The 26019-nt window shown below is 67.9% G+C and carries 23 protein-coding genes; 8 read left to right on the top strand and 15 right to left on the bottom strand.

Annotation, left to right across the window (positions count from 1 at the left end):
• Window positions 1-114 precede the first annotated feature (114 nt).
• From EC839_RS17240 to EC839_RS17230, 3 genes are read left to right on the top strand one after another with little or no spacing between them, the layout of a single operon-like run.
• Complete coding sequence (locus EC839_RS17240; RefSeq protein WP_007161750.1) at window positions 115-1167, top strand: ABC transporter substrate-binding protein; 1053 nt, start codon at window positions 115-117, stop codon at window positions 1165-1167.
• Between the two features lie 15 nt (window positions 1168-1182).
• Window positions 1183-2112, top strand: coding sequence for an ABC transporter permease (locus tag EC839_RS17235; protein WP_007161751.1), 930 nt, complete (start codon window positions 1183-1185; stop codon window positions 2110-2112).
• On the top strand, window positions 2112-2906 hold the full coding sequence (locus EC839_RS17230; protein ID WP_007161752.1) for an ABC transporter permease: 795 nt from the start codon (window positions 2112-2114) through the stop codon (window positions 2904-2906). The genes EC839_RS17235 and EC839_RS17230 overlap by 1 nt, the downstream gene beginning before the upstream one ends.
• 246 nt (window positions 2907-3152) lie before the next feature.
• Here the strand turns inward: EC839_RS17230 and EC839_RS17225 are convergent, their stop codons facing one another.
• The 3 genes from EC839_RS17225 to EC839_RS17215 form a co-directional block, all read right to left on the bottom strand.
• Complete coding sequence (locus EC839_RS17225) at window positions 3153-4241, bottom strand: ABC transporter ATP-binding protein (protein ID WP_007161753.1); 1089 nt, start codon at window positions 4239-4241, stop codon at window positions 3153-3155.
• Between the two features lie 157 nt (window positions 4242-4398).
• Complete coding sequence (locus EC839_RS17220) at window positions 4399-5682, bottom strand: FAD-binding oxidoreductase (RefSeq protein WP_007161754.1); 1284 nt, start codon at window positions 5680-5682, stop codon at window positions 4399-4401.
• 73 nt (window positions 5683-5755) lie between these two features.
• Window positions 5756-6472 carry an HAD-IA family hydrolase gene (locus EC839_RS17215; RefSeq protein WP_007161755.1) on the bottom strand — a complete coding sequence of 239 codons (717 nt, stop codon included), beginning with the start codon at window positions 6470-6472 and terminating at the stop codon, window positions 5756-5758.
• A gap of 331 nt (window positions 6473-6803) precedes the next feature.
• On the opposite strand from EC839_RS17215, the gene EC839_RS17210 reads away from it, so the two are divergent.
• The gene (locus tag EC839_RS17210; RefSeq protein ID WP_007161756.1) at window positions 6804-8129 is read left to right on the top strand and encodes a tetratricopeptide repeat protein; all 1326 of its coding nucleotides are present in this window, start codon (window positions 6804-6806) and stop codon (window positions 8127-8129) included.
• A gap of 9 nt (window positions 8130-8138) precedes the next feature.
• Here EC839_RS17210 and EC839_RS17205 read toward each other — a convergent pair whose 3' ends face one another.
• Genes EC839_RS17205 through EC839_RS17190 form a run of 4 tightly spaced genes read right to left on the bottom strand, consistent with a single transcriptional unit; the run spans window position 8139 to window position 12476 of the window.
• A complete protein-coding gene (locus tag EC839_RS17205) occupies window positions 8139-9506 on the bottom strand; it encodes a glutamine synthetase family protein (protein ID WP_132832919.1) in 1368 nt (455 codons plus the stop codon).
• Window positions 9503-10903, bottom strand: coding sequence for an aspartate aminotransferase family protein (locus tag EC839_RS17200; RefSeq protein ID WP_007161758.1), 1401 nt, complete (start codon window positions 10901-10903; stop codon window positions 9503-9505). Before EC839_RS17200 ends, EC839_RS17205 begins: the two co-directional genes overlap by 4 nt.
• A gap of 39 nt (window positions 10904-10942) precedes the next feature.
• Entirely contained in the window at window positions 10943-11698 is a 756-nt protein-coding gene (locus EC839_RS17195; protein ID WP_007161759.1) for an SDR family NAD(P)-dependent oxidoreductase, read from the bottom strand.
• Between the two features lies 1 nt (window position 11699).
• Window positions 11700-12476 carry an SDR family NAD(P)-dependent oxidoreductase gene (locus tag EC839_RS17190; protein WP_007161760.1) on the bottom strand — a complete coding sequence of 259 codons (777 nt, stop codon included), beginning with the start codon at window positions 12474-12476 and terminating at the stop codon, window positions 11700-11702.
• A gap of 86 nt (window positions 12477-12562) precedes the next feature.
• Here EC839_RS17190 and EC839_RS17185 point away from each other — a divergent pair, with 86 nt between their 5' ends.
• The gene (locus tag EC839_RS17185; RefSeq protein ID WP_132832918.1) at window positions 12563-13459 is read left to right on the top strand and encodes a LysR family transcriptional regulator; all 897 of its coding nucleotides are present in this window, start codon (window positions 12563-12565) and stop codon (window positions 13457-13459) included.
• Window positions 13460-13472: 13 nt separating this feature from the next.
• Here the strand turns inward: EC839_RS17185 and EC839_RS17180 are convergent, their stop codons facing one another.
• The 8 genes from EC839_RS17180 to EC839_RS17145 all read right to left on the bottom strand — a co-directional run bounded on the left by EC839_RS17180 (window position 13473) and on the right by EC839_RS17145 (window position 21910).
• A complete protein-coding gene (locus tag EC839_RS17180; RefSeq protein ID WP_039976106.1) occupies window positions 13473-14243 on the bottom strand; it encodes an IucA/IucC family C-terminal-domain containing protein in 771 nt (256 codons plus the stop codon).
• Window positions 14234-15031 (bottom strand): ABC transporter ATP-binding protein, encoded by a 798-nt coding sequence (locus EC839_RS17175; RefSeq protein ID WP_132832917.1) that lies wholly within the window; start codon window positions 15029-15031, stop codon window positions 14234-14236. The genes EC839_RS17180 and EC839_RS17175 overlap by 10 nt, the downstream gene beginning before the upstream one ends.
• 10 nt (window positions 15032-15041) lie before the next feature.
• Complete coding sequence (locus tag EC839_RS17170; protein WP_007161764.1) at window positions 15042-16073, bottom strand: iron chelate uptake ABC transporter family permease subunit; 1032 nt, start codon at window positions 16071-16073, stop codon at window positions 15042-15044.
• Window positions 16063-17064 (bottom strand): iron ABC transporter permease, encoded by a 1002-nt coding sequence (locus EC839_RS17165; protein WP_007161765.1) that lies wholly within the window; start codon window positions 17062-17064, stop codon window positions 16063-16065. The genes EC839_RS17170 and EC839_RS17165 overlap by 11 nt, the downstream gene beginning before the upstream one ends.
• Complete coding sequence (locus EC839_RS17160; RefSeq protein WP_258196663.1) at window positions 17061-17978, bottom strand: iron-siderophore ABC transporter substrate-binding protein; 918 nt, start codon at window positions 17976-17978, stop codon at window positions 17061-17063. The genes EC839_RS17165 and EC839_RS17160 overlap by 4 nt, the downstream gene beginning before the upstream one ends.
• 11 nt (window positions 17979-17989) lie before the next feature.
• On the bottom strand, window positions 17990-20386 hold the full coding sequence (locus EC839_RS17155; protein WP_132832916.1) for a TonB-dependent receptor: 2397 nt from the start codon (window positions 20384-20386) through the stop codon (window positions 17990-17992).
• Between the two features lie 70 nt (window positions 20387-20456).
• Window positions 20457-21404 carry a FecR domain-containing protein gene (locus EC839_RS17150; RefSeq protein ID WP_007161768.1) on the bottom strand — a complete coding sequence of 316 codons (948 nt, stop codon included), beginning with the start codon at window positions 21402-21404 and terminating at the stop codon, window positions 20457-20459.
• Window positions 21398-21910 (bottom strand): sigma-70 family RNA polymerase sigma factor, encoded by a 513-nt coding sequence (locus EC839_RS17145; RefSeq protein ID WP_039976107.1) that lies wholly within the window; start codon window positions 21908-21910, stop codon window positions 21398-21400. Before EC839_RS17145 ends, EC839_RS17150 begins: the two co-directional genes overlap by 7 nt.
• A 309-nt stretch (window positions 21911-22219) precedes the next feature.
• On the opposite strand from EC839_RS17145, the gene EC839_RS17140 reads away from it, so the two are divergent.
• From EC839_RS17140 to EC839_RS17130, 3 genes are all read left to right on the top strand, one after another.
• Window positions 22220-22831, top strand: a complete 612-nt coding sequence (locus EC839_RS17140) for a glutathione S-transferase family protein (RefSeq protein ID WP_007161770.1) — start codon at window positions 22220-22222, stop codon at window positions 22829-22831.
• Window positions 22832-22875: 44 nt separating this feature from the next.
• Window positions 22876-24930 carry a pyridoxamine 5'-phosphate oxidase family protein gene (locus EC839_RS17135; protein WP_007161771.1) on the top strand — a complete coding sequence of 685 codons (2055 nt, stop codon included), beginning with the start codon at window positions 22876-22878 and terminating at the stop codon, window positions 24928-24930.
• A gap of 61 nt (window positions 24931-24991) precedes the next feature.
• Window positions 24992-25903: a LysR family transcriptional regulator gene (locus EC839_RS17130; RefSeq protein WP_007161772.1), complete on the top strand. Its 912-nt coding sequence runs from the start codon at window positions 24992-24994 to the stop codon at window positions 25901-25903.
• The last annotated feature ends 116 nt before the right edge of the window (window positions 25904-26019 follow it).

The following is a 26019-nucleotide window of genomic DNA, read 5'->3' as shown; positions in this document are numbered from 1 at the left end:
CATTCGTATTTAACAGAATCATTACAGTGACCTGAGGCGAGAACGCCCGCAGTGCGGTCAGGGGATAACAAAGGTTCCGCCATTCTCAAGCTCTGCCTCTATGGGAGATGGACCATGTCTCACCTCAGCACACAGGTCACCGCGCTGGCTGTCGCCCTCGGGCTGGCAAGTCTTGCGACCGCAAGCGGCGCGGAAGAGATCACCTTCGTTTCCCAGGGCGGGGCCTATCAGGACGCCCAGGCCAAGGCCATTCTGGAGCCGGCCGCGCGCAATCTGGGCCTGACGTTGAAGCAGGACAGCTCGCCCAAGGCCTATCCGATCATCAAGACCCAGGTCGAAAGCGGGCGCGTCAGCTGGGACGTGGTCGATCTGCCTACCGGCGACTGCGTCCGCGGTCAGGCCGAAGGCCTGTTCGAGAAGCTGGATCCCCAGCTCATCCCGAATCTCGCCAAACTGCCCGCCGAGCTGAAAGACGACTACATGGCCGGCTATATCAGCTATTCCACGGTGCTGGCCTACCGGACCGATGCCTTCGACGAGAAAAGCGCGCCCAAGACCTGGGCGGATTTCTGGAACACCAAGGATTTTCCCGGCGCCCGCGCTTTGCGCAATCTACCGCGCCCCACCCTGGAGATCGCCCTGCGCGCCGATGGCGTACCGGCCGACAAGCTCTATCCGCTCGATGTCGATCGCGCCTTTAAAAAGCTGGAAGAGATCAAGCCGCACATCACCACCTGGTGGACCTCGGGTGGCCAGTCGGCGCAGCTCATCAGCGATGGCGAGGTGGACATGGTGCAGATCTGGAACGGTCGTGCCTCGGCCGTGCAAGCCGCCGGAGCGCCGGTCGCCTTCACCTACAACGACGGCATCCTGGAGACCAACTCCCTCTGCGTCCTGAAAGGCACCAGGCACCGGGACGCAGCGATGAAGTTCGTCAATGAGGCCATCAGCGCCAAGCTGCAGGCGGCCTTGCCGATGATCATCGACTACGGCCCACTCAATCCGGAGGCGTTCACGACCGGCACCATCCCGGCAGCCCGGCAGGCCGTGCTGCCCTCCTCGCCGGAAAACCTGGCCAAGCAGGCGGTGCTCTCGGCGAAATGGTGGGCTTCGGCGGAGGGCGTGAAGGCCGAAGAACGCTGGCTGTCCTTCGTCCAGGCCAAGTGAGCGGAGGGCCACGCCATGACCCAATTGACGACGATCCAGCCGCTGCCTGGCAACGCCGTGCCAGCACCGCCGCAGGCGCTGTTCACCAGCCCGGCGATAACCCGGGAGGAGCGCCGCGAGCATCTGACGATGGTGCTGCTGCTGATGCCCGCCCTGCTGATGGTGGTCGTGTTGCTGGTCCTGCCGCTGCTCTGGCTGGGCCTGCAATCCGTACAGGGTGAAGACGGCCTGTCCCTGGCCAACTACACCCGCATCTTCACCGAAGCCATTTACTGGGACACCTTTGGCACGACACTGCAGATCAGCGTCGTCGTGACCGTCCTGTCCATCCTGCTGGGCTTTCCCATCGCCTATGCCGCAGCCCGTACCCGCGGCCTGCTGTCGAGTGTGATTCTGCTGTGCGTGATCCTGCCGTTCTGGACCAGCGTGCTGGTCCGCTCCTATGCCTGGCTGGTGCTCCTGCAGCGTCGCGGCGTGGTCAATCAGACGCTCATCGACCTGGGCTTCATCAGCCGGCCCCTGGAGCTGGTGCACAATGCGACCGGCACCGTGGTCGGCACCCTGCACGTCATGCTGCCCTTCATGGTGCTGCCGCTGTACTCGGTGATGAAGAAAATCCCCAACGACCTGCTGCTGGCGTCCGACAGCCTGGGCGCTCGGCCCTTCTACACCTTCCGCCGGGTATTCCTGCCCATGGCCGCCCCGGGGGTGATGGCTGGCTCGATCCTGGTCTTCGTCATCTGCCTCGGCTTCTTCATCACTCCGGAACTGCTCGGCGGCGGACGCACCGTCCTGGTGTCCATGCTGGTCCAGCGCAACGTCGAGCTCTATCACGCCTGGGGCGCCGCCAGCGCCGTCGGCCTCACGCTGCTGGCCGTGGTGTTCCTGATCTTCTGGGCGGTGAACAAGGTGATTCCCATCGAACGTGTGCTGGGGGTGCGCTAATGAACATTCGCCAAGCGCTCAAGCCCTCGCGCCTGCTGTTCACCCTGCTGGTAGCGCTGATCCTGCTTTATCTGGTGCTACCGATCCTGATCGTCGTGCCGATGTCGTTTTCCGAGGCGCGCTTTCTGCAGTTTCCACCCAAGGCCTATTCGCTGACCTGGTACCAGGCCTTCTTCGATAGCCTGGAATGGATGTCGGCGGCCAAAGTGAGCTTTATCACCGCCCTGGCCACCACGCTCATCAGCCTGCCGATCGGCATCGCCGCCGCCTACGCCATCAACAATTCGTCGCTGCGGATCATGCGGACACTGCAGCTGATCCTGCTGCTGCCCATGATGGTGCCCATCATCCTGATCGCCGCGGGGGTGTTCTTCGTCTATGCGCGAGTGGGCATCATCAGCACGCTGTCCGGGCTGGTCCTGGCGCACATCATGCTGGCGTTGCCCTATGTAATCATTGCCGTACTGGCCGGGCTGCGCAATTTCGATATGACCCAGGAACTGGTCGCGCGCAGCCTGGGCATGAACCGATTCCGCGCCTTCATGGCGGTGACGCTGCCGCAGATCAAGCCCAGCGTGGTATCGGCAGCGCTGTTCGCCTTCATCACCTCGCTCGATGAAACCGTAGTGGCGCTATTCATCTCCGGTGGCAGCAACGAGACTCTCACCAAGCGGATGTTCACCGCACTGCGCGACGAGATCGATCCGACCATCGCCGCGATCAGTACCCTGCTGATCGCCATTACCCTGCTAATGGTGCTGATCGCCGGGCGTGGCGGCAAGGAACGGGCGTAGCCAAGAGACGCGGCCTCCAAACCGACGGGAGGCCGCGTGCTGCGACCGTCTACGCTGCGGGTCTAACGGGCTATTCAACAGGGCCTCGGTAGCCGCGCTCCACCTTTGGCCTCCACGTCCACTTACTTGGTTTCCATCTCCCGCCTGACCCTGTCCGGCAGACCAAACCTTAAAGCCGCATCCGCCCAGCAAAGAACAGGCCCAAACGGAGGGTCTGGGCCTGGATAGCGGCGGGCCACGACGGGTTCAGGCTGCCCGGGGTACCACGATGGTGTCTTCCGGATGCAGGCGCAGCGACAGCGGAGCGCCGATCTGCGGCAGGCGCAGATTGCCTTCGTGGTGGCTGGACTGGCGGAAGCTGATGCGCTGCTTGCCTTCGAGTTCGACGAAGATCTTCAGGCTCTCGCCCTGGAAGACGATGTCGGTCACTTGACCATGCAGTCGGTTCCAGTCGCCACCCGCCGTCTCGCTGTCCAGCAGCAGTTTCTCGGCCTGGACGGCCAGGAAGAGATCTCCGGAGGGCGGAACGGGACGTGCAGTACGCAGGGGCGTCTGACCCAACAGCAATTCGCCGCCGTTACCCCGGGCCAGCGGCACCAGGGTGCTTTCGCCGATGAAGCTGGCGACGAAATCGTCGCCCGGATGATCGTGCAGGCGTCGTGGAGTGTCCACCTGAATTAGCCGGCCGCCCTTCATCACGGCGATGCGATCGCTCATGGTCAGGGCTTCACGCTGGTCGTGGGTGACATAGACCATGGTGGCACCCAGGCGCTTGTGCAGGGCCCGCAATTCGATCTGCATGACGTCCCGCAGCTGCTTGTCCAGCGCGGACAAGGGTTCGTCCATGAGGATCAGCCTGGGCTCGAAGACGATGGCTCGGGCCAGTGCCACCCGCTGGCGCTGACCACCGGATAGCGCGGCGATATCGCGGTCTTCGTAGCCTTTCAATTCGACCGTGGCCAGGGCGCGTAGCGACCGCTCGCGGGCACTGGCCGCCTTCTCGCCACGCGCCTTGAGCGGAAAGGCGACGTTTTCCAGCACGTTCATGTGCGGGAACAGCGCGTAGTTCTGGAACACCACGCCGATGTCACGGCGGTGCGGCGGCATCAGGGTCACGTCGCGGTCACCGAAGAGGATTCGGCCGGAACTCACGCGATTAAAGCCGCCGAGGATGCTGAGCAAGGTGGTCTTGCCGGAACCGGATGGGCCGAGCAATGACATGAATTCGCCCGCCTCGACCTTGAGGTCGACGTTGTCCAGTGCCCTAAGGGTGCCGTAGTGCTTGCATACCCGCTCGATGGTGACGGACTCGAAGCCTTCGTTGAAGCCCTGCATGATTCCTCCTGCGGCCTAGGGGCCGTGAGCCGGTGACGCTGTCATCTGACCATAGGGCCTGCTCGCGGAAATGCTCTTTTGCATCCTGACCACATCGCTTCATGCTGTTCTGCAGCGGGTCATGCACAGATTCTGTGCTACCCGCAGCGACGGGCGATCAGCGTCCGATCACGTCGAGAAATTGCTGCCACCCGGCTGCCAGGCGGACGCCCGGCGCGCGAAAGGTGTGCAGGGGAATTGCGCGAAAACCCTCGGCCACCATCAGGCCGAATTCGGGCTTTTCCCCCAGGCTCAGTGCGGCGACCTGCTGGCCCAGATAGGTCGAGAGCGCAACCCCTCCGCCGTTGTAGCCAACGGCATAGAACTGACCGTCGTCCAGGCGGCCGGCATGGGGTAGGTAGTCCAGGGTCATGGCGACCAGACCGGACCAGCGATGGTCGATGCGGATATTGGCGAGCGATGGAAACACCGTTCCCAGACTGCGCTCCAGGTCGCGGAAGGCGGCTGCCGAGTCGTTGTTGCCGAAGGCACCACGCCCGCCAAAGATCACGCGGTCACCCGCCCGGCGAAACCAGCGCAGCATCCGCTTGGTATCACCGCAAACCTGGCCGCCCGGCAGGACCTGGGCGAGTACCTCAGGCGCCAGCGGTTCGGTGGCGATGATGGCGCTGCGAAAGGGAATCAGCCGGCGGTGCAGGCTGGCGGTCGCCGGCGTCTGACTGGAGTAGCCGTTGGTGGCGTAGATGACCTGTCGGGCCAGCAGACTGCCGGCTGGAGTGCTCAGGCGAAATGCGCCGCCCTCTCGCTGTACCCGGGTGACCGGGCTGTGATCGAACAGCCGGCCTTCGCGCTCGAGCAGCGTCCGCGCCAGACCTCGGGCATAGTTGAGCGGATGGAGACCACCGGCTTTCGGCGTCAACAGCCCGCCGTGATAGAGCGTCGAGCCGGTCAGTTCATGGACCTGCTCCCGGGAGATCATCACCGAGGACGCACCGCCGGTTTCGCGGCTGATCCAGTCGGCGGTGCTCCGCAGCCCTGCCAGGGCATGCTCGGTATGGGCGGCGGCGATATGTCCACCCAGCTGCAACTGGGCCTCGTGCAGGCTCAGGCGTTCGATATTTTCCGTCAGGGCATCGATGGCGGCATAACCCAGTCGGTACATCTGCAGGGCCGCGTCACGACCGTGCCGAGCCATCATCCCGGCGAAGCTGGCGCGAAACTTGGGCGATACCACGCCGCCATTGCGACCACTGGCGCCCCAGGCCAGGCTGTTCGCCTCCAGCACCACCGGCGCCTGACCGGCCTGCACGAGGTGGTGCGCCGCTGCCAGGCCGGTGAAGCCACCCCCCACGATAGCGACATCGCAGCGGTGATCGCCTTGCAGCGACGAAAGGTTCGGCGCGGGTACCGCCGTGGCGTTCCAGAGGGAGTCGGGAATCATCGCAGCCTCTGTCAGGAGAGAAAGGGACATCGTGCCTGCATGGCCGTCAGCGCCGGCCATGCGGGAGAGCAGATCAGGCCGAGCGGCTCGACAGCTCTGCGTCAACGGCGTCCGCCAGTTGCGCCAGCGAGCGGAAGTGATGGGTCGGCTCGGTGCGCTCGGATTCAAGAGTGCCGCCGGAGCCCTGCTTGTCGAAGCGCCGCTCGATCCAGCAGGTCGGGTAACCCAGGCGCATGGCGACGCCAATATCGTGATACTGACTCTGGGCGGTGTGGATGATGTCCTCGAACAGAATACCGTCGGCAGACAGGGCGCCCCGGACGAAGGCAAAGTACTGGGGATCGGGTTTCTCGTAGCGCGAGTCGTCGATGGTGAACTCGTAATCGAAGGGGCTATCCAGGGTCTTGGCCATGAAGTCCAGCGCCCAGCGCTGGGCATTGGTCATGGCTACCAGCTTGAAGTGCTTGCGCAGGCGCTTGAGCGCCTCTACCGAATCCGCAAAGGCCGGCCACTCCCTCACCGACTGGGCCAGACCCTTGGCGTGCGCCTCGCTGTCCGGCAGCCCGAGCTGCGCGGCCATGAGGTGGTAGCAGCGTTCGAGGTCGTCCGGAAACCAGCCTGCCTCCTTGCGGGCGCGGGCACAGCGGTACGCCTGGAGGATATCGTCGTCGCTGTGCGCCTTGCCGGCCTCGCCACTGACCTTGCGCACGTGGTTGAGGATGCCGGCTTCGAAATCGATGAGCGTGCCGACGACATCGAAGGTCATGGCTTTGAAGGGGCGGAAGGACATGGACGAATCTCCTGCGCTGAGCGATGTGAAGTGCTCTCAGTATCCGCGTGCGGGATTCTGCAGTTGTGTCGTTTTGCGCTGGAGGCGAAACACAATCCACTGTTTCGAGGCGCCCGTCCGTCCTAATGTGGCGGCATCAATCCGAACCGCCGCTGCCCTCATGACACCCCTTGCGCGCGGCCGTCCATGAGGCCTGTTCATGCTGGCCTGAACAATGGGCGCTATGCGTCCTGGGCCCTGGCTGCTATCTAGGGTGCCTAGCCTCGACAGCACACCCTTTGCGGGTGAGCCGAGGCAGTACTCTCCACCTGGATGATAGAAAACGACCCCAATGTCTGGCCTCTACACCGACCGCTACGACCTTCCCCTGTCCACCCCTTCCGCCCACGCCGCCGAGCGCTATCGAGCCGGCGTGGACCTGCTGCTGTCGCTCTGGCCCGGGGCGGCCGAGGCGCTGGACGAGGCGATCGCGGCCGATCCCGACTTCGCCCTGGCACTGGCAGCGCGGGCGCGGCTGCAGCTGATCGATAACCAGGCCGGTGCGGCCCGGGAGACCATCGCGCGGGCGCAGCGGCTGGTCGAGCGGCATGGCACGGAGCGCGAGCGCAGCCATGTAGAGGTCCTGCGGCGGCTGATCGCCGGGGAAGCTGCCCAGGCGCTGCAGGGCGCGCTGGAGCATGCCGAGCGCTGGCCACGCGACATCCTGATCCTCGGCCTGCCGCTGGGGGCCTTTGGCTTGCTGGCGTTTTCCGGGCGCGCCGATCATGACCAGGCGCGAGTCGACCTCTGCGAGCGCCATGCCCGCCATTTCGCCGCGGACGACTGGTGGTTCCTCACCTACCGTGGCTGGTCCCACGGCGAGAATGGCGACGTGGCCCGTGGCCGAGTGCTCACCGAGCGGGCGCTCGAGCTGCGCCGCCACAACGTCAATGCGGCCCATGCCCTGACCCATGTCCTGCACGAATCCGGCGACAGCCAGACCGCGCAGGCCCTGATCGCCGGCTGGCTGCCCGAGTATCCGCGCCACGGCACCCTGTACGGTCATATCGCCTGGCACGGCGCCCTGGTGGCCCTGGAACAGGGTGACAGCCAGGGCGCGCTGGACCTCTATCAGCGCTTCGTGGCGCCGGCGGCGTCCACCGCCGGCCCGCTCAATCGGGTCAGCGACAACGCCTCCTTTCTCTGGCGCCTGGGACTCTATGGCCATGAGGTGCCCGCCGAGCTCTGGCAGGCTACCGCCGCCAGTGCGGAGGGGCTGTTCCAGCAACCGGGGCTGGCCTTCGCCGACGTCCATATGGCGCTGATCGCTGCGGCGACTGGGGATCGGCTGGCGCTGGAAGCCCGTATTGCGGGGCTGGAAAGTCGTCTGCGCGACGGCGCCCTGGCCGCCGGGCCGGTGGTCCCCCTGCTCTGCCGCGCCCTGCTGGCTTTTACCGAAGAAGACTACCCGGGTTGTGCCCGGCTGCTGGAGCCGCTACGCGGGGACGTCGCTCGTATTGGCGGCAGTGGCGCCCAGCGCGAGGTCATCGAAGACACCCTGCTGGTCGCCCTGCTGCGCGGGGGTGAACAGGCCAGGGCCGCGGCGCTGCTGGACGAGCGGCTGCACCGGCGGCCCTCGACCCGGGATAGGCGCTGGCAGGCCAGCCTGGCGCCCTGAAGCGCGGGGTCAGGCGTGAGTCAGGTACCAGCGCCAGTCCTGCTCACCCACCTCGGCCATGAATTGCCGGTATTCCGCGCGCTTGATGGCCAGGTACACCTCGACGAAGCGCTCCCCCAATGCCTCCCGGATCCAGCTGGAGCGCTCCAGCGCCTGCAGCGCGGTCAGCCAGTCGGTGGGCAGGAAGTCGGTGGCCTGCTCGTAGCCGTTGCCGACAGTGGCCGGCCCCGGGTCGCGCTCGTCACGGATGCCTTCATGGATGGCGGCGAGGATGGCCGCGGCCGCCAGATAGGGATTGGCATCGGCGCCGCAGATGCGGTGCTCGATGTGGCGACTGCTGGCCGGACCGCCAGGTACGCGCAGGGACACGCTGCGGTTGTTGACCCCCCAGCTCTTGGCCAGCGGCGCATAGCTGTTGGCTTGGAAGCGGCGGTAGGAGTTGGCGTTGGGACAAAAGATCGCCAGGGCATCCAGCATCCGGTGCTGCATGCCGCCGATGGAGTGGCGTAGCAGCGGCGTGCCCTGCGGATCCTCGCTGGCATAGAGGTTGTTGCCCGCGGCGTCGGCGAGGCTGACGTGCAGGTGCAGGCCGCTGCCGGCCTGGTCGCCGAACGGTTTGGCCATGAAGCAGGCCTGCAGGCCATGACGGTTGGCCACGCCCTTGACCAGGCGCTTGTAGCGAATGCCCTCGTCGATGGCCTGGAGAGCATCGCCGCGGTGCAGCAGGGTCAGTTCGAGCTGGCCGGGGGCGTATTCGGAGATGGCCGTGCGCACCGGCAGGCCCTGTACCTCGCAGGCGGCGTAGAGGTCATCGAGAAAGGGCTGCAGCTGCTCCAGTTCGTAGACCCCATAGACCTGCGGCGAGCCGGGTCGCACGCCATTCATCTGCAGCGCCGGTTGCGGCCGGCCCTGGGCGTCACGGGTGCGGTCGAGCAGATAGAACTCCAGCTCCACCGCCATCACCGGCTGGAAGCCGTCGGCCTGCAGCCGCTCGATCACCCGCACCAGGGCATGCCGGGGATCGGCGGGGGCGGCCGGCAGCCCCTGGGTCGGGTGCATGCTCACCTGCACCTGACCGGTCGGGGTGCTGCGCCAGGGTTGCAGGGTCAGGCTGCCGGGCAGCGGATAGGTCCAGCAGTCGACATCGGCGACCTCCCAGACCAGGCCGGTGGCTTCGACGTCTTCCCCCTGCAGGGTCAGCGCCAGGATGGAGCTGGGCAGCGGCCGGCCCTCCTCGTAGATGGCCAGCAGTTCGTCACGGTGCAGCAGCTTGCCGCGCGGCACGCCATTGGCATCGATCAGCATGAGTTCGATGCTGCGCACCTCGGGGTGGGCGGCGAGGAAGTCGCGGGCTTCCTGGGCGTCGGCGAAGTTCATGGCTGGCACTCCCGGGCGCCGGGCAGCGCCAGGAGTTCGCCGAGGCCCTGGTCGAGGGTGGCCAGCAGGCGGTCGACGTCCGCCGCTTCGAGATCCGGGCAGCACAGGGTCATGTTGTGGAAGGGGGTGATGAGGATGCCCCGGTTGATCAGGTACAGGTGCAGCGCCTGCTGCAGGCTGTCGTGGAAGGCGGCTTCCGCCTCGGCGCCGGTGGTGGGCGGCGTGGCGCAGAACTGGAATTCGCAGCGGGCGCCCAGTTCGGTCACCGACCAGGCCAGGCCATGGCGGGCGATCACCTCGCGCAGGCCGGCGGCCAGTCGCGCCGCCAGCGGCAGCATCCGCGCATAGGCGGCCGGGGTCATGACTTCTTCCAGGCTGACGCGCAGGCAGCGCATGGCCAGGGCATTGGCCGACAGCGTGGTGCCCATGCCGCTGTGCCCATGGCCGTGGCTGGTCTCGCTGGCGTGCTGCTGCGCCAGGCGCATGGCCTGGGCCATCTCGTGGCTGCAGCCATAGGCCGAACAGGGCACGCCCCCGGCGATGGGCTTGCCGAAGGTGATGAAGTCCGGCTGGAGATTCCAGGCGCGGGTGCAGCCGCCAGGGCCGGTGGACAGGGTATGGGTCTCGTCGATGATCAGCAGGGTGCCGTACTGCCGGGTCAGGGCGCGGACCTGCTCCATGAATCCCGGGGCGGGCAGCACCATGCCGATGTTGGTCATGGCCGGTTCGCAGATCAGTGCGGCGACGTCGCCTTTCGCCAGCGCCGCCTCCAGCGCCGCGAGGTCGTTGAAGGGCACCGCCCGACTGGTCTCGGCCAGGTTGTGCGCCTGGCCGATCAGGCCGCCGCGGTGCACGGTACGGCCCTCCTGATGGCGCACCATGACGTCGTCGACGGTGCCGTGGTAGCAGCCGTCGAACACCAGCAGCATCTTGCGATTGGTGATGGCGCGCGCCCAGCGGATGACATAGCGGTTGGCATCGGTGGCGGTGGTCGCCACCTGCCAGAACGGCAGGCCGAAGCGCTCGGCGAGCAATTCCCCGGCGACCACGGCATCCTCGCCGGGCAGCATGGTGGTGAGTCCGCGCGCGCCCTGCTCGGCCAGGGCCCGGGCGATGGGCGCCGGCGAATGGCCGAACATGCTGCCGGTGTCGCCCAGGCAGAAGTCGATGTATTCATGGCCGTCGACGTCATGGAAGCGCGAGCCCTGGGCATGGCTGACGAACAGCGCGCTGGGCATCGACCAGTCGTTCATCCAGTGCATGGGCACCCCGCCAAACAGCGAGTGCCGGGCCCGCTCGGCCAGGGCGAGGGACTTGGAATTGCGCGCCAGGAAGCGCTCGCGTTCGGCCGCGACGAAGGTCTGCACGGCGGCTTCGCTGATACCACTGGTGGTCATGTCGGATTCCTCTTGGGTGGAGGGCGGATCGGCCCGGGCTCAGTGCCCGGCCGAGACGCCGCAATCGATGGCCAGGTCCGCGCCGGTGATGGAGCGGGCGGCGGGTTGGCACAGGAAAAAGGCCAGCTCGGCGACCTCCTCGGGCTGGATGAAGCGCGCCGCTTCACCTTGCGGATACTTGGCCAACAGGTCCTGCAGATAGGCGGCGGGATCGCCGTCGCCATAGCGCTCGGCCTGAAAGCTCAGCATGGGCGTCGCCACATCGCCGGGCGAGATGCTGTTGCAGCGCACCCCGCTGGGCGCCAGATCCAGGGCCAGGGCCTTGGTCATCAGCGTCACCGCGCCCTTGCTGGCGCAGTAGACGGCGGCATTGCGATTGCCCTGGCGACCGGCATCGCTGCTCAGGTTGACGATGGCGCCCCGGGTGTCTCGCAGTGCGGGAATGGCCGCGGCGCAGAGAAAGAAGCTGGCCTTGAGATTGACGTCCAGCACCAGGTCGAAGTCTTCCTCGCTGAAGGTCTCGGCCGGGCCTTCGCGCCAGACACCGGCGCAATTGACCAGGGCATCGAGCCGACCAAGGCGGTCCAGGGCGCTGGCGACCACCTCCCGGCTGGCGCTGGCCTGGCGCAGGTCGGCGGCGTGCTGGCCGGCGAGGCCCCCATCGGCCTCGAGCGCCGCCAGGGCCGCGCCATCCAGATCGGTGCCGAAGACCCGCCAGCCGGCCTGCAGAAAATGCGCGCGCACCGCCTGGCCGATGCCCCCCAGTACCCCGCTGATCAGTACGACCGGCTGCATGTCAGGCCCCCTTGTTTTCGATGCGGCTGTTGCCACCGTCCACCACCAGGTATTCCCCGGTGATGTAGCTGGCCCCGGGCGAAGCCAGGAAGGCCACCGCCGCGGCGACCTCGGCGGGACGACCGGCGCGGCCCACGGGCACCCGGGTCGCGGCCTGCAATTCTTCCGGCAGGCTGGAGGCGGTCTCGATCCAGCCGGGCGCCACGGCGTTGACCGTGATGCCCTGCCCGGCCACCTCCAGCGCCAGGCTCATGTTCATGCCGACCATGGCCGCCTTGGCCGCGCTGTAGGCCGCGGCCTGTGGAATGCCCGCCCGGGTACCGGTGGCGGAACTGACGTGGACGATGCGGCCATAGCCGCGCGCCTGCATGCCGGGCAATACGGCGCGGGTCAGCAAGAAGGCCGTGGTCAGGTTGCGCGCCAGGGTCAGATTCCAGTCGGCCAGGGTCATCCGCGCCACCTCGACCAGGGGCTCGGGACTGCCCTGCATGGCCATGCCGGCATTGTTGACCAAGATGTCGATACGGCCCCAGCGCGCCTCGGCCCACTGGCAGAACTCGCCAACGGCCGCCTCTTCGGTGAGATCCAGCGCCCGGCCTTCGGCGGTGAAGCCGGCGGCGCGCAATTCCGCCACCCGCTCGGCGATCCGGGCACTGCTGGCGGTGACGATCAACCGCGCCCCCGCCGCGCCCAGGCACCGGGCGATCGCCATGCCGATACCGGCTTCGCTGCCGGCACCGCTGATCAGGGCCACCTGGCCCGTCATCGACTCGCTCATGTGGCTGTCTCCGCTGTTGTCCAGCTGGACTGTAAGCCGGTTCGGCTGATACAAAAAGACGATCGATATCAGCAAAATTGACAACCATGGCCTTTACCGGCGAAACGCTCAGGGTCTTTCTCGCCGTGATCGACGAGGGCTCCTTTTCCGCCGCGGCTCGCGTCCTGGGGCGGGTGCCCTCCGCGGTGAACATGGCGATCTCCCAACTGAAAGCCGAGCTGGACCTGGTGCTGTTCGATCGCGCCACCCGCAAGGCCTTGCCGACCCCCGCCGCGCGCGCCCTCGAACCCCAGGCGCGGCAGGTGGCCAGCCAGCTCACGCTGCTCGACGCCCACGCCCTGCAGCTGCATGCGGGGCTGGAACGGCGCTTCGTGCTGGTGATGGCGCCGGAGTTGCAGACCGGCGCCTGGAGTCGGCCGCTGGTGACCCTGGCGGAGGAATTTCCGGCCTTGGAAATCGAGATCCGCTCGGCGGCCCGCGCCGAGGCGATCCGCCTGCTGCACGAGGGCAGCGTGGACATGGCGCTGATCTTCGAGCGCCCGGGGATCAACGCGCTGGAGGGCTTCGCCGAGGCTGGCAGCCAGTTGCTCACGGCGGTGGCCGCGCCCGGCTATCCCGCCTCCCGCCAGGACCGGCCACTGGGCGAAACGCTGATGGCCGATACCCGCCAGATCGTCGTTGCTGGGGGCGACCGCAACGCCTCGGACCCGCAGATCGTGCTGTCGCAACGCGTCTGGCTGACCGACAGCTACCTGGCGACGCTGGACCTGGTGCAGGCCGGGTTGGGCTGGGCCTATCTGCCCCACCCGCTGGTGCGGCCGCTGATCGCCACCGGCCTGCTCGAACAGGTGCAATTCGACAACATGGCCAGCCAGATCCGCCGCTGGATCGACGTCATCTGGATCAAGAACCGCCCCCAGGGCCTAGGCGCGCGGCGCTATCTGCAACTCTTGCGCGAGCAGATCGGCACCAAGCCGGAGTAGCGAATCCGGGTGATCAGGTCTCGCGGGGCCGGATCAGCGGGCAATTGGAACAGTACTCGGCAGGCGTGGTGGCCTGATAATAGAAGCAGCAGGTGCGTCGGAAACGGATGCTTCGGCCCACCGCACCGGCTACTGCCGGTCGCCGAAACTGTGCCAGTGGGTTCAGCTCCAGCCCCAGCTCGGCGGGCGCGGCCGCCAGCAGCCAGGCGAAGTCTTCGGCGCAGCGAGCCTGCGCCTCAGGCGCGGCGAGTTCTGGCAAGCGCTGGTCATACAGCGAATAGAGCCGCACTGCGGCGTTTTCCCAGAGGATGCGCGGTGAGACCCGCCCTACCCTGGCCAGGGTTTCCCACAGCGGGCCAAGCAACTCGCCAAACAGCGTACGCGCCACCTGGGCACGGAGCTGGGCATGATTTCCAGGCGCGGGTAAGGGACGGCTGTCCGCCAGCGGCAGGGACGATTGCCAGCGCTCCTGCACAAAGCCGCTTTCGATCCAGACGTTACCCGGCCGTAGATCCAGCTGGAGATCAGCGGCCGACAGGCCATAAAAGGCCACGCCGGTGGTGAGAAAACCCAGCCGCTTGGTCAGCAGGGAAGCCGCCACGCGTCGCGAAGGCGCGCCCATCCGCGCCGCCAGGTCATCGAGCAGCTCCGCGCACCGGGCCGGCTCCAGCCAGGCGGAAACCGGCTGGCTGTGCAGCGCATCGCGCTCGCTCGCCTCGCGCAGGCCAAAGGTCTCGCGCAATACCTGAAGATGCTCAGCCGCCCAGGCAGGTCTCAGGCACATGGCGGGACCTCGCGACCGAAGGGAATGCACAGCGGCGTGCCGAAATAGGGATCGGCGATGATCCGGCACTCCAGGGCGAAGACCTCGCACACCAGGGCTTCCGTCAATACCTCTGCGGGAGCGCCCTGGGCATGGGCGCGACGCTGGTGGACGGCGACCAGGTGATCGGCGTAGCGGCAGGCGAGATTGAGGTCGTGCAGCACCATGACGATGGTCTTGCCCTCCTCCCGATTCAGCTGGCGCAGCAGGTCCAGCACCTCAATCTGGTGCGCCAGGTCCAGGTAGGTGGTGGGCTCGTCCAGCAGCAGGCAATCGGTGTCCTGGGCCAGGGTCAGGGCGATCCAGGCGCGCTGGCGCTGCCCACCGGAGAGGTCGTCCACCGGTCGCTCCGCCAACGCCAGCAGGTCGGTGAGGCGCAGCGCCCGGTCCACCGCCGCGGCATCGTCCGCCGACCATTGGCGCATCCAGTTCTGATAGGGATAGCGGCCCAGGCTCACCAGTTGCCGCCCGCTGATACCTTCGGGCGCCACCGGGGTCTGCGGCAGGACCGCCAGTTGCCGGGCCAGGGCGGCGGTGGACTGCCGGTGGATGTCCTGGCCGTCGAGCAGCACCTGGCCCTGGCGCGGTTCAAGCAGCCGGGCACAGGCCTTGAGCAGGGTACTCTTGCCGGAGCCGTTGCTGCCGATGAGGACCGAGACGCGACCCGGCGGTAACTCGAGGTCGAGGGCCTCGATGATGGTCTGGGTGCCGTAGCCGAGGGTCAGGCCGCGGCTGGCCAGGGTTGCCATGCAGACTCCTTCAGGGACGCTGCCGGATCAGCAGGTAGAGGAAAAAGGGCGCCCCCAGGGCGGCGACGAAGATGCCGGCGGGCAGATCCAGGGGCAGGAACAGGGTACGACCCAGGAGGTCGGCGAGCATCACCAGCAACGCCCCCACCAGGGCCGCCATCAGCGCCTGAGCGGCGAAACCCGCGGGCAGCAGGCGGCGGGCGATATGGGGCGCGATGAGGCCGACGAAGGCGATGGAGCCCCCCCAGGCGATGGCCACCCCGGCCAGGGCTACGGCCAGCGCCAGCAAGGCTGCGCGCTGCACCTGAAGGCGCACCCCGAGGCCGCGGGCCAGGTCATCGTCGAGTTGCGCCAGCACGGCGTGGCGCGCCAGGGTCGCCAGCGGCAACAGCAGGACCAGCCACCACAGCCCCAGGGCGCGCACCTCCGGCCAACTGGCGCCATAGACGCTGCCGGTCAGCCAGACGTAGGCGGACAGCGTGGTGGTCAACGGGCTGAACACCATCTGGAAGGTGGTGGCCGCGGCGAGCATGGCCGACACCCCTACCCCCACCAGCACCAGGCGTAGCGGCGAGGCGCCATGATTCCACGCCAGGCCATAGACCAGCAGCGCCGCCAGGCCCGCGCCGAGCATCGCGGCCAGCGGCAGGCCATGGGGCCCCAGGCTGCCGGCCAGGACCGCCAGATAGAAGACCGCCCCGGCGCTGGCGCCACTGGTGATGCCCAGCAGGTCCGGCGAGGCCAGGGGATTGCGCACCTGGCCCTGCAGCAGCAGGCCGGACACCGCCAGGGCGCTGCCGACCAGGGCCGCCAGCAGCGCCCGCGGCAGGCGCAGCTGCATGACGATGAAGCCCAGACCTCCGCCCTGCCGTTCGACCAGAGCGGCGAACACCTGGGTGGGCGTCAACCAGACCTTGCCCAGGCACAGGCACAGCAGCAGGGCCGCCAGGGCCACCAGCGCGGCGACGGCCAGCCGTCCCAGGGTGGCCGGGGCCAGGCGGCGGGAGAAACGGCCGAGCCGCCAGACGATCTCAGCGGCCATGACGGCCTCCCCGGCGCGCGAGATGGATGAAGAAGGGCCCGCCGAACAGCGCGGTCATGATGCCCACGGGCACCTCCTGGGGCAGGATCACCACCCGCGCCAGGCTGTCAGCCAGTACCAGCAGCAAGGCCCCGCCCAGGGCGCAGCCGGGGATCAGCCAGCGATGCTCGTGTCGCGCGCGGGCCAACAGCCCGCGCACCAGGTGCGGCACCATCAGGCCGATGAAGCCGATGTTGCCGGCCAGGGCCACGGCGCTGCCGGCCAGGCAGATCACCAGTACCCCGGCCAGCAACCGGATCAGGCCGATGGGCTGGCCCAGGCCACGGGCCAGGTCATCACCGGCGACCAGCACATCCAGCTGCCCGGCCAGGACCGTGGCAGCGGCCAGAGCCAGCAGGCTGAACACCAGCAGCGGCGCAGCCGTGGCGAGGTTGCGTTCGCCAACCGACCCGGCCAGCCAGAACAGCACGCTGTCCAGGCCTTCCTGGTTGATCACCAGCAGTGCCTGGCTGAAGGCGGTGAACAGGGCCGCCAGGGCGGCGCCAGCCAGCACGATGCGCAGCGGCGTCAGCCGCGCCTGGCCTCGGTTGCCCAGGGTCCAGACCAGGGTGCCGGCCACCGCCGCGCCCAGCAGCGCGCAGAGCACCCAGCCTTCCGTGCTGGACAGCCCCAGCAGGGTGATGCCCAGCACCAGGGCGAAGGTGGCGCCGGCGTTGATGCCGAACAGTCCCGGCGAAGCCAGGGGATTGCGGGTCATGGCCTGCATCAGGGCGCCGGCCACCGCCAGATTGGCGCCCACCACCAGGGCGACCAGCAGGCGCGTCAGCCGAGTGGTATTGACCAGGGTGGCATCCAGCCCTAGCGAGGGGTCCTGCACCAGCACCGTCACTACGGTACCCGGCGCGATCCAGCGGGCGCCGACCGAGAGACTCAGCACGGCGATCAGCGCCAGGGCCAGGGCGAGCAGCAGCAGTCTGAGGGGTGCGTTCATGCGGCCCCCTGGTCGACCAGCACGCGCTCGATGTCGTCCAGCAGCCGATTCGCCGCGAGCATGCCGCCGCCCAGGCTCCAGGCCACCCCATCGACCCGCCAGACCTGTCCGCGCCGAGGCGCGCTCAGGCGCTGCCAGAGCGGGTGCTCGAGCAGACGCTCGTAGTTGCGCTGCACCGCGGCCTGGTCGGCGCGCAGGAAGACGAAGAAGACATCGGCCTCCACCACCGGCAGGCTTTCCCGCGAGGTCAGCTTGATCGAGGGCGCGGCGCTGCCCAGGCTGGCCGCAGGCCAGGCGAAGCCCAGCTCGCTGAGCACCCGGCCGGCGAAGCTGTCGGGCAGGTAGCTGCGCAGGTGATCGGCGCGCACGTCCAGGACCGCCACCGTTGGCGGCCACTGGGCGCCGTAGTGGCGTTGCAGCGCCTCGCGCAGGTGGGCGATGCGCGCCTGCCAGGCCTGCAGCAGGGCCGTGGCCTCCGCTTCATGCCCCGCGGCGGTGCCCAGGGCCAGCAGGGTCTGCTTGAATTCGAAAACCTCCTCCAGCATCACCACCGGGCACAGCTGCTGCAGCAACGGCGCGATCCGGCCATGGCGAAAGCGCGAGGCGACGATCAGGTTGGGCGCCAGCAGCGCCAGGTCCTCCACACTTGGCTGGGTTTCCAGGCCCAGCGAGGGCACCCCCGCCAGCGCCGGGCGCAGGTAGCGATAGACGGGCTTCTCGCTCCAGGACTCGACTACCCCGCAGGGCCTGAGCCCCAGGGCCACGGCGCTGTCGGTGGCGCCTTGGAACAGCGTGGCCACCCGGGTTGGCTGCGCCCGGGCAACACCCGGCTGCAGCGCCAGGCCGGTGGCGAGCACGCCGCCGTGCGTGAGCAGTTGCCGACGGGTCAGTCCGGATGTGCCACGACGATGCAACGTCAAGGCCGTCAGAACGCCAGGCTGGTCGAAAGCACCAGAGTACGCGGGGTAGAAATCGTCAGCCCCGGCTCGGCATCGTCGGGAGCCCCCGCCGAGGCCCAATAGCGCTCGTTCATCACGTTTTCCACCGAGGCTCGCAGGGTTACCCGGGTGGCGTCGACCTTGAAGGCGTAGCGCGCCCCCACGTCGAAGCGGTGCCAGGCATCGATTCGCTTGCTGTTGGCCTGGTCCAGGTACTGGGAACCGGTATAGATGCCCCGCCCGGTCAGGGTCAGCCCCGGCACCGCCGGGATGTCCAGTTCGGCGCCGAGGTTGGCATTGAGCCTGGGCGTGGCCGGGGCGCGATTGCCGTCGACGGCGCCACCCACGGTATCCTTGAGCTCGCTGTCGATGTACATCAGGCCGCCAAGCACGCGGAATCCCGCCAGCGGCTCGCCGAACACGTTCAGCTCCACCCCGTCGTTGACCCGCTTGCCATTAGGGCCGAAGACCCGGCTGGTGGCATTGGTCTCGTAGGCCGGCTGCTTGATGCGGAAGACGCTGGCGGTGACGGCCACCGTGCCGAAGTCGTATTTGGCGCCCACTTCCGCCTGGCGACTCACGAAGGGCGGGAAGATCTGGTCTTCGTTGATCGCGGATGAGGGCGCGATCTTGCCCTGACTCAAGCCCTCCATGTAGCTGGCATAGAGCGACAGCCGCTCGCTGGCCTTGAACAGCACGCCCGCCGACGGCGAGACCTTTTCCTCGTCGTAGGCGGTGGCCTGCTTCACGCCATCGGACCAGTCGTCTACTTTGACCCGTTGCCAGCGGGCGCCGAGGGTCACCAGCAGGCGATCGTCGAAAAAGCCCAGAGTGTCGGCCAGGGCCACGCCACTGAAGCGGTTCTCGGTGTAGTCCTTGCCGTCGGAGCGGGTCTGGATCCCGGGCGCGGGCAGGTCACTGGGGTTGTACAGGTTGCTCGGCCCACTGGCGTAGCGCCCGCCGCCGTTCTCGAAATCCATGTAGAAGTAGTCGGCGCTGACGTTGAGCTCGTGGCTGACCGGTCCGGTCTGCAGCCACTTGCGGGCACCGACGTTGGCGGTGCGCACGTTCTCGTCCCGGGTGAAATCCCGCGGCTGGACGCTGAAATCGCCGGCGTTGTTGGTGATGGAGACGTTGTGGCGGAGGAAATCGTGATCGCTGCGACGCGCGCCCACGGCGCCATAGACCATCAGCGAGTCGTCGACGTCGAATTCGCCGCGCAGGGCGCCAAAGGTGTCCCTGGTCTGGGCGCGGGTCCAGCGCTGGGCATAGTTGTGGCGCACGTCGTCGGCATCGGGTACCCGGGCGTTGGCCCCCACCAGCACCCGCTCCTGGGGCGCGTCGGTGTCGCGCTCGGTATGGCCGAGATCCAGACCCAGGCGCAGGCGCTCCACGCGATAGTCCAGTCCGAGCACACCCAGCTGGCGATCGACGTGCTGGTGATCCCAGGTGGTGTCGCCGGATTGCTTGACGCCGTTGAAGCGCAGGCCAAAGCGATTGTCTTCGCCGAAGCGACGGCCGATGTCCACCGCGCCGCCGATCTGGCTGTCGGACGCGTAGCTGCCGGTGAACTCGGTGATGGGCTGGTCGGTGGCGCGCTTGGGCACCAGGTTGATGCCACCGCCGACGCTGCCGCGTGGCGAGATGCCGTTGAGCAGTTGGCTGGGGCCCTTGAGGATATCGACCCGTTCGGCCATCTCCATGTCGATGGAATAGGTCGGCAGCACACCATAGAGGCCGTTGTAGGCCACGTCGCTGTTGTAGAGGCTGAGTCCGCGGATGGTGAATTGCTCGAAGCGTCCGCCCGATGGATTGGTGGAACGCACCGAGGGGTCGCTGGCGACCAGATCGCTGAGGGTACGCGCCTGCAGATTCTGCACGGTCTGCGCCGTGTAGGAGGTCTGGCTGAAGGGGGTGTCCATGAAGTCGCGATTGCCCAGCAGTCCCTGGGAGCCTTGCCGCGCGACCTGGCCGCCGGCGTAGGGTGCGTCTTCCACCTGGAGGCTGGAGGCGACGATGGAGGTGGCCGCCAGTTGCTGGACGCCGTTCTCCTCTGCAGCCGGCACCAGAGTGAAGTCGTCCTGGCCCAAGGGCTGGAGCCTGAGACCGGAGCCGGCCAGCAGGCGGGCAAAGCCCTCCTCTACCCCATAGTCACCCAGCAGCCCGCGACTGGAGCGACTGCCCACCAGACTCGGGTCCACCGCCAGATTGACGCCAGACTCCGCGGCAAAGCGGGTCAGGGCCTGGGCGAGACTACCCGCGGGAATCTCGTAATGCCGACGGAGCGCCTCCTGCGCCACAACCGAACCGGCCCACCAGGGGGTACCACTCAACGCCACCAGCAAGCCCGTGCGCAGCAACGGACGCCATACCAATGCCACCATCGAATCCCGCTCCTTTTGGTTGTCCTGTGCCGGTAATGACCCACGAGTGCAGAAAAGGGGACAGGCTTTTTCAGGCGTTGACCTGGCGCGGTTCCAGCGTCACCCAGAAGCGGGTACGCCAGTGCAGCTCCACCGGCAGCGTAGCGGCCAGGAGGACCAGTACCCGTTCGGTGTCGGCGAGCTGAAAGCTGCCGGTGACCCTGAGGTCGGCCACCGCGGGATCCCAGCGCAGCAGGCCGGGGCGATAGCGACTGAGTTCCTGCAGGAATTCGCCCAGCGGCTGGTCCTGGGCGATCAGCACGCCCTGGCGCCAGCTCAGCAGGGTCGGGGAAAACGGCTCGATGGCGCCGATGCCCAGGGTACTCAGGCGCAACTGCTGGCCCTTGCCCAAGGTCAACCCGAGCCCCATCAGCGGCCGCACCTCGACGCTGCCGCTGACCACGCGCACGTCGCACCCTTCATCGTCCTGCTGCACGCAGACCTCGGCCTGCTCCACCATCAGGGCGCCGAAGCGGGTATCCAGCGTCAGCGCCTGCGCACCAGGCACCCGCAGCGAGAGTTCGCCGCGTAAAAGGGTCAGGCGTCGCTGGGTCTGATTCAGGTCCACGGCGGTCGCGGTATTGAGTTGCAGCAGGCTGCCATCCGCCAGGGGCAGGCTGCGGCGTTCGCCGGTGGCCGTGCTGAGATCGGCGGTCCAGGCATCCAGCGGCATGTCCTGCATCAGCCACCAGCCAGTCGGTACCACCACCGCCAGACCGAGCAACTGGCGCAGGGCGATGCGCCGCCCACGATCAGCCGGTTGTAGACTGGCCATCGCCAACCGCGAAGGCACCGCGGCAAAGCGTTGTTGCAGCTGCGATGCCGCCTGCCAGGCGCGCTCGTGCTCGGCATCGGCCGCGCGCCATTCCTGCAGGAGCTCTAGCTCGTGCGCACTCGCCTCGCCCGCTTCCAGCAGCGCAAGCCAGCCGGCTGCCTCACGGACGGCTCTGCGCTGGCGCTCCCGTTCGCTCCTCAGCACAGCTCAGCCAACAGACAATGCTCGTAGGCCTGGGCCATGTATCTCTTGATGGTGCGTTCGGAGACGCGCAAGCGCTCGGCGATCTCGCGATAGGTCAGGTCTTCGAGCTGGCTGAGCAGGAAGGCGTGGCGCACCTTGGCGGGCAGGCCATCGAGCAGCTCATCGAGAGCCTGCAGGGTTTCCAGCAGGACCCAGCGTTGCTCGGGTGATGGGGCACAGGCTTCGGGCAGCTCGGCCAGAGCGTCTAGGTAGGCCTGCTCCAGGCTGCGCCGGCGCCGGAAGTTGATCAACAGGCGCTTGCCAATGGTCACCAGATACGCCCGCGGCTCCTGCAGTTCGCCGAGCACCTCGGGATTGCGCACCAGCCGCAAGAAGGCTTCCTGGCTAAGATCGGCCGCATCCCATTCGCTGCCCAGTCGACGACGCAGCCAGCTCTGCAGCCAACCACTGTGGTCGCGATAAAGCGCGTGAAGATCACGGGAGGACTCGAAAGCCATGTCACTCATGCCGGCGGCTACCTGGTCGATGATGCCTGGATGATATTGATTCTACTTTACGGCCTACGCATCGACCAGCGCTGGGCGCTCTAACCTGCGGTCCAGTTGTGGAGATGGACCTGATCTCAAACTTTATGAAGGCACAGCTGACGTTCTTGGTCCCTCAATCGCCGACCTCCGCCTGCCGCTAACCCGATCATTCCATTTTGCGGAATGCTGAACTGACCAGAAGGCCCATTCCCTCGAAAGCGCTCTGATCCCAAGCTGGTAGCACGAATCGGGACCACCCTCGGCCCGATGCCTGCCAGGAGTTGGATCATGAAGCTCTACCACCTGCCGTTATCCGGTCATGCCCATCGCGCCGTGCTGTTCGCCTCGTTGCTGGGCCTCGCGCCCGAACTGGTCGAGGTCGACCTCGCGGCCGGCGAGCACCGCACCCCGGCGTTCCTCGCCCTCAATCCCTTCGGCCAGGTGCCGGTGCTGGAGGATGCTGGCGTGATCGTCGCCGACTCCAACGCCATCCTCGTCTACCTGGCGAAGAAACTGGGCCGCACCGACTGGCTGCCGGAAGACCCGGCCGGGGCCGCCGCCGTCCAGCGCTGGTTGTCGGTGGCCGCGGGCGAACTGGCCTATGGCCCGGCAGCGGCGCGGTTGATCACGGTATTCGGTGCCCGTCTGAATCCCGAGGAAGTCATCGCCCGCGCCCATGTCCTCCTAGAGCGGCTGGAAGCTCATCTGGCGAACCGCGACTGGCTGGCCGCCGATCATCCGACCATCGCCGACGTCACCCTCTACAGCTACCTGGCTGGCGCGCCGGAAGGCAACGTGGACCTGGCCCCCTATGCCGCTGTGCAGGCCTTCCTGCAGCGGGTGGAAGCCCTGCCGGGCTTCGTGCCCTTTCCGCAGACGGCTGCCGGTCTGCGCGCCTGAAGCCGCTGGATCACCCGCCTTCCCCACCGCGAGGAGCAACCTCGATGAGCACGCCCCTGAACGCTCTGCCCACCTGGCACCCCGGCGAAACCGCCCTGCAGGAGCGCGTCGGCGTCCGCCAGCGAATGGCCGAGGTCGGCCCGCGGGTGATCCGCAGCTTCATGCCCGACCAGCACCGCGCCTTCTACCAGCAACTGCCCTTCCTGGTGCTGGGTAGCGTGGACGCGACCGGCGCGGCCTGGGCGACGATCCTGGAAGGCGCGCCGGGCTTCGTCAGCGCACCGACGCCAACGCGGCTGGACATCGCGGCCAGCCTACCGGCAGGTGATCCGGCGGGCGCCAGCCTGGCGGACGGCGCCGCCGTGGGATTGCTGGGCATCGAGCTGCACACTCGGCGCCGCAACCGCGTCAACGGCGAGGTCGAGCTGACGCCCCAGGGCCTGCGGGTGACCGTGGACCAGAGCTTCGGCAACTGCCCGCGCTACATCCAGCTGCGCGACCTGCAACCCAACCAAGCACCGGACAAGACGCCCGCTCCGGCCGCCGAAGCCCTCGAGACACTGAATGAGGCGGCACGCCAGCTGATCGAAGGGGCCGATACCTTCTTCGTCGCCTCCTATGCCGAGCAGGAGGGACGACGCCGGGTGGACGTCTCCCACCGCGGCGGCAAGCCGGGCTTCGTCCGGGTGGACGCCGAGGGTCTGCTGACCATTCCCGACTTCAACGGCAACCTGTTCTTCAACACCCTGGGCAACATCGCCGTCAACGGCCAGGCCGGACTGCTGTTCGTCGACGACGCGCGCGGCGATCTGCTGCAGCTGAGCGGCACCGCCGAGGTGCTGTTCGATTCCCCCGAAATCGCCGCCTTCGAGGGCGCTGAACGCCTCTGGACCTTTCGCCCGCAGCGTATCGTCCGGCGTCGCACCGCCCTGGCGCTGCGTTGGCAGGCGCGGGCCGGAGGCGAGTCGGACAGCAGCCAGCTGACCGGCAGCTGGGCGCAGGCGCGCGAGCGTCTGCTGAGCCGAGAACTCGGAAATCGCTGGCGACCCTTGCGCGTCATCCGCATCGTCGAGGAGAGCGCCACCATCCGCTCCTTCCATCTCGCCGCGGCGGACGGCACCGCCTTGCCACCCGCCCAGGCCGGCCAGTTCCTGCCGGTACGCCTCACTCCGGTCGCCGGCCAGGCCCCGGCGCTGCGTAGCTATAGCCTGTCCAGCGCGCCGGCCGACGGGCACTACCGCATCAGCGTCAAGCGCGAGGGGCTGGTGTCCACCTGGCTGCATGACCGGCTGCGCGAGGGCGATCTGCTCGACACGCGCCCGCCGGCGGGGGACTTCACCCTGGGAGCCGCCGCTGACCAATCCTTGGTACTGCTGGCTGCGGGCATCGGCATCACCCCGCTGCTGGCGATGCTCAGGCACCTGGTTCACGAAGGACGCCGGACCCAGCGGCAGCGCCGGATCACCCTCTTCTACGGCGCTCGGTCGAAGGCCGAGCGCGCCTTCGATGCGGAATTGGCCGAATTGGTGGCCGCCGCCGGCGGCTCGCTGCGCCTGGTGCGGGCGCTGAGCGATACCCACGAGGCCGTGGCGGATACCGACTACGAGGTGGCCGGGCGGATCGACCTGGGCGTGCTGGGCCGCTTCCTGCCCTTCGGCGATCACGCCTTCTACCTCTGTGGCCCGGCGGCCTTCACCCAGGCACTGTACGACGGCCTGCGTGGTTACGGCATCGAGGACGCGCGCATCCATGCCGAAGGCTTCGGACCGGCGGCGCTGCGCCGCAGTCAGCCCCTGGAAGCGGCGCCGCCTGTGCGTCCAGCCGCGGCCATGGACAGCGTGCCAGTGGTCTTCACCGCCTCGCTCAAGGAAGCGCGCTGGACACCCGCGGCGGGCTCGCTGCTGGAACTGGCCGAAGCCCGTGGCCTCGATCCCGCCTTCAGCTGCCGCAGAGGTCATTGCGGCAGTTGCCGGACACGGCTGCTCGGCGGCGCCGTCACCTATGCGCGGGAGCCGGTGGCCCGGGTCGCCGACGGCGAGGCGTTGCTGTGCTGCGCGGTGCCGGCGGCTGGCACCGACCGCCTGGAACTCGATCTGTGATCCGCGCCGCCTGAAGTTGACTACCATGGAGCCTGGTCGACAAGACAGGGTGGCGAGGCAGATGGATCGTTGGCAGGCGATGCGCGTGTTCGTGAAGGTGGCCGAGACCGAGAGTTTCGCCCGCGCCGCCCGCGAACTGCACCTCAGCGCACCGGCGGTGACCCGCCTGGTGGCCGGCCTGGAAGCGCTGGTCGGCGCCCGCCTGCTGGTGCGCACCACCCGTTCGGTGAAACCCACCGAGGCCGGCGCGCGCTATCTGCAGGATTGTCGGCGCATCCTCGGCGAAATCGCCGAGGCGGAGCTGGCCGTGGCGGGACACCAGGCCAGGCCCTCGGGCACCCTGGCCGTCACCGCACCCATGCTGTTCGGCCAGTTGCACGTACTGCCGCTGGTGCTGGAATTTCTCGCCCGCTATCCGGACATGCGCGTGCGCACCTTTTTCGTCGACCGCCAGGTGAATCTGCTGGACGAAGGCATGGATGTCGCCCTGCGCATCGGCCAGTTGCCGGATTCGGGCCTTACCGCCATCCAGGTCGGCCAGATGCGGCGGGTGGTCTGCGCGGCCCCGGGCTACCTGGAAGCCCAGGGTACTCCCGCCACCCCGGCCGCACTCAAGAAGCACCGCATCCTCGCCTGCCAGGGCGCCTGGGCCTCGCCGGAATGGCGCTTCGCCCGCGGACAGCGGGTGGTGGTGGATCCGCTGCTGCTGTGCAACACCAACGAAGCCGCCATCGCCGCCGCCCAGGCGGGGCATGGACTGACCCGGGTGCTGCACTACCAGATCGCCCCGGCGCTGGCCGAGGGCCGCCTGCGGATCGTGCTGGCGGACCATGAAGAAGCGCCGCTGCCGGTGCACCTGGTCTATCCACAGGGCCGCCAGGCGGCGGCCAAGGTCAGGGCCTTCGTCGAATTGGCGGTGGCCGCGCTGCGCGGCGATCCGCTGTTTGGCGATCCGCCGGGCGCTGCACGCTGAGAGGTCACCGCAGAAACTGCGGCCAGGCCGCGGCGAACGCGTTCCCTCGCCCTTTCGGGCGGGGCAATTCGGCATCGGTGGCCGCCACCCCTCCCTAGACTCAGGGCCTGACCTGC

Origin of the sequence: Pseudomonas sp. JUb52 (assembly GCF_004341115.1) — a bacterium.
Lineage (GTDB): Bacteria > Pseudomonadota > Gammaproteobacteria > Pseudomonadales > Pseudomonadaceae > Chryseomonas > Chryseomonas oryzihabitans.
Note: the sequence above shows the minus strand (reverse complement) of the source record. Positions and strands in the feature narration are given on the sequence as shown.

Coding starts and splice junctions, on each gene's coding strand:
- EC839_RS17185 (WP_132832918.1), top strand. CDS start 12,563: ATGGCCTTTACCGGCGAAACGCTCAGGGTCTTTCTCGCCGTGATCGAC.
- EC839_RS17135 (WP_007161771.1), top strand. CDS start 22,876: ATGAGCACGCCCCTGAACGCTCTGCCCACCTGGCACCCCGGCGAAACC.
- EC839_RS17130 (WP_007161772.1), top strand. CDS start 24,992: ATGGATCGTTGGCAGGCGATGCGCGTGTTCGTGAAGGTGGCCGAGACC.
- EC839_RS17220 (WP_007161754.1), bottom strand. CDS start 5,682: ATGATTCCCGACTCCCTCTGGAACGCCACGGCGGTACCCGCGCCGAAC.
- EC839_RS17140 (WP_007161770.1), top strand. CDS start 22,220: ATGAAGCTCTACCACCTGCCGTTATCCGGTCATGCCCATCGCGCCGTG.
- EC839_RS17155 (WP_132832916.1), bottom strand. CDS start 20,386: ATGGTGGCATTGGTATGGCGTCCGTTGCTGCGCACGGGCTTGCTGGTG.
- EC839_RS17230 (WP_007161752.1), top strand. CDS start 2,112: ATGAACATTCGCCAAGCGCTCAAGCCCTCGCGCCTGCTGTTCACCCTG.
- EC839_RS17210 (WP_007161756.1), top strand. CDS start 6,804: ATGTCTGGCCTCTACACCGACCGCTACGACCTTCCCCTGTCCACCCCT.
- EC839_RS17190 (WP_007161760.1), bottom strand. CDS start 12,476: ATGAGCGAGTCGATGACGGGCCAGGTGGCCCTGATCAGCGGTGCCGGC.
- EC839_RS17215 (WP_007161755.1), bottom strand. CDS start 6,472: ATGTCCTTCCGCCCCTTCAAAGCCATGACCTTCGATGTCGTCGGCACG.
- EC839_RS17165 (WP_007161765.1), bottom strand. CDS start 17,064: ATGAACGCACCCCTCAGACTGCTGCTGCTCGCCCTGGCCCTGGCGCTG.
- EC839_RS17225 (WP_007161753.1), bottom strand. CDS start 4,241: ATGCAGGGCTTCAACGAAGGCTTCGAGTCCGTCACCATCGAGCGGGTA.
- EC839_RS17200 (WP_007161758.1), bottom strand. CDS start 10,903: ATGACCACCAGTGGTATCAGCGAAGCCGCCGTGCAGACCTTCGTCGCG.
- EC839_RS17235 (WP_007161751.1), top strand. CDS start 1,183: ATGACCCAATTGACGACGATCCAGCCGCTGCCTGGCAACGCCGTGCCA.
- EC839_RS17195 (WP_007161759.1), bottom strand. CDS start 11,698: ATGCAGCCGGTCGTACTGATCAGCGGGGTACTGGGGGGCATCGGCCAG.
- EC839_RS17180 (WP_039976106.1), bottom strand. CDS start 14,243: ATGTGCCTGAGACCTGCCTGGGCGGCTGAGCATCTTCAGGTATTGCGC.
- EC839_RS17175 (WP_132832917.1), bottom strand. CDS start 15,031: ATGGCAACCCTGGCCAGCCGCGGCCTGACCCTCGGCTACGGCACCCAG.
- EC839_RS17205 (WP_132832919.1), bottom strand. CDS start 9,506: ATGAACTTCGCCGACGCCCAGGAAGCCCGCGACTTCCTCGCCGCCCAC.
- EC839_RS17240 (WP_007161750.1), top strand. CDS start 115: ATGTCTCACCTCAGCACACAGGTCACCGCGCTGGCTGTCGCCCTCGGG.
- EC839_RS17170 (WP_007161764.1), bottom strand. CDS start 16,073: ATGGCCGCTGAGATCGTCTGGCGGCTCGGCCGTTTCTCCCGCCGCCTG.
- EC839_RS17145 (WP_039976107.1), bottom strand. CDS start 21,910: ATGAGTGACATGGCTTTCGAGTCCTCCCGTGATCTTCACGCGCTTTAT.